The 2,586-nt window shown below is 41.8% G+C and carries 1 protein-coding gene; it reads left to right on the forward strand.

Annotated features, from left to right (window positions below):
- Positions 1-409 precede the first annotated feature (409 nt).
- On the forward strand, positions 410-2,413 hold the full coding sequence (locus tag Q0072_RS13685) for a toll/interleukin-1 receptor domain-containing protein (protein WP_298331141.1): 2,004 nt from the start codon (positions 410-412) through the stop codon (positions 2,411-2,413).
- Positions 2,414-2,586 lie beyond the last annotated feature (173 nt).

Below are 2,586 nucleotides of genomic sequence, written 5' to 3' on the forward strand. Positions count from 1 at the left end.
ATGAAGGAGAAGCCGGCGATCACCGACACCGTCCCCTCCTGCCGCCGCGCCCGCAGGTACCGCAACGCGACCATACGCTCAAAAGGGGTGAAGATCATCGGGGCCCTGGATGCGGGATGATGGGGACGCAGCGGTGTAGCCTTGCTTATAGGCGGAATTAGGGCGGCACAAAACGCTTTATACCCGCGAGAACGGTGATGTAGTTGACCTTTCCAACCATACAATCTTGTAGCTTAAAGAGATCATGGGTTATGGCGGTACACGCAGATTTGAACCCAGTGGCACAAGGCCACCCAATGCCTATGACTTAAGCAGCGTAAGAAGGCAATCAACTTCAGCCAAATCTTGAATGATTCATCAAAAGAAGACACTATCGCTATCAATGCTAGATTTTGCCGGGAGCCCTATCATGACCGAAATCGAATTTTCTAACCATGAGAATGATTCATGGCCGTCGGATGGAAATGATCATAAGGACGTTGGAATTGAACACATATTTATTAATGCAAAAATATTGCAGTTCCTTAATAACGACAGAATAAGTCTTGTTATAGCAAACAAAGGGATGGGCAAGACATTGCTTATGAGAGTAAAGCATAAAATTCTCCGAGACAGAGTAAAGAATTCTACAGGCTCATACATAATAATATCAGGAAATAATAGAGAAATTGATGAACCTCGATTCTCAAGAACCATGCCACAAACAGGATATGGAGATGTCTTGTTCTGGAAAGATCTTTGGTCTGTTTCTATAATTTTGTCCATTATTTGCAGCATGAATGCTGACGGTTACATTGATAAAGATTCGAAAAACTGGCATTTGCTACTGAAAGCGATCGAACATATTGAGATCGCAGAAAGCTTCAAAGAAGAAATTATAATTCATTTGGAGAATAGCATTCGCGCCGCTCCGTCATACTTCTTGACATTTTGCATACACTCTTACTCTGAGAAGGAAATTGTTAAGCTGAATAAATCTACAACGAGATTCTACTCAGCTGCCCTTAACCATATTCAAAGCTCAACGATAGCAATGATAGATGGGTTTGATCAGGCGCTATCAGAAGCCTTTGGCAGGAACGTAAACGCGTGGAAGGCCGGTCAAACTGGTCTCGCGAAAGCCGCTCATTCACTTTTCACTACGAGCAGGCATATCAAGGTAATTGCAACAATTCGTCAAGAGGCTTGGGCGGGATTTGTAGATGACCACAGAGAAGTAATCTCTGGAAAATCGTTAATACTCGACTATACAGATGCTGAACTTAAAGGCATTATTAATGTTGCCGTTATTAAAAAAAAAAAAAAAAAGAGTATATCTGACTTGATTGGCTACGAATTCATTGAAAACGCATACCTAAACATAAAAGAAGATCCTTTCACCTATCTTCTTAGACATTCTTCCGGCTCCCCAAGGTCACTAATGCACTTTGGCAAAGCGGTTCATCATCTTCATTCTCCAGATCCCTCAAAGAGGATGGAACAAATTAGGGATGAAGTTGACGTAGTTGCAGCTAGCAATATTAGCGAGGACTATTTATCTGGTCAGAAGTCAAATTTCCTTCGAACATTAACGTCACAAGATAGAATTAAAAAGCTACTCAAACTTATCCCCGCAAATGTTCTAACTAGGGACTCAATTATCAGTATAAATAGGGAGTTTAGTGCGTTAATTGGGATTCCGGAGCATGAGTCGCATCCGTTTTGCGACCTTATAAATATAGGACTAGTTGGAAAAGTGAAGCAAGATATTGCTCAAGGGGGAAAATATCAACACTTTAGAAAACCGTATGAATTTGATTGGTCTGGTGACGAGATTCCGAATGATAGTGGAATTTATGTAATCCACCCAGGACTGGCCAGTTCAATAACCAGACATCGATCGATACACATGAATAAAGTAAATGTTATTGGAAACGATCAAAAATGGAATACCGTAAAACGAAATGATGGCTCTACTCACTACGGTATTCCAAAAATCTTCATTTCACACTCGTCCGCAGACAAGCCATTTGTGGAAAAGTGCTTGCAGTTATTTAAAGAGAAAATGAATATGCTTTTTCCATGTGAATACTGGTACGATAAGCATAATATATTTATTGGGGAGAGTATTTCTGAGCGCGTTGAGGCTGGCGTAAAGGAGTCAGATATTGTTCTCTTGTTTGCATCAAAAAATAGCTTGCTGTCTGGTTGGGTAGAGGGTGAGTGGAGAACAAAACATAAACGAGAAATCGAACAAGGCGTTATCGGGGTTATGGTCGCGCTGATTGACAATACATCGGTATCTGATCTTCCTGAATTCTTAAAAGGGAAGCTGTCAATACAAATCACAGAAGAAGATATGCAATCCCAAATTCAAGAACTTGTGGAAAGCGCACATCATAACATTGTCAACATAATTGATTCGAGATTGTAGAAATAACACCACCGGTCAAAATACTTAACCATTAGTATCCGCGCCGACTGGCGCGGCGGCGGCCATGCCGCCGATGCTTGAAATGCCGATGAGTCGGCATTTCAAGCCGCTGGTATAATACCAAGGGCCATTGTTAATGGCTCTTGGTATTGCTTGTTCCCTCAAGCGCCGGG

This window comes from Asticcacaulis sp. (assembly GCF_027484505.1).
Classification (GTDB): Bacteria; Pseudomonadota; Alphaproteobacteria; order Caulobacterales; family Caulobacteraceae; genus Asticcacaulis.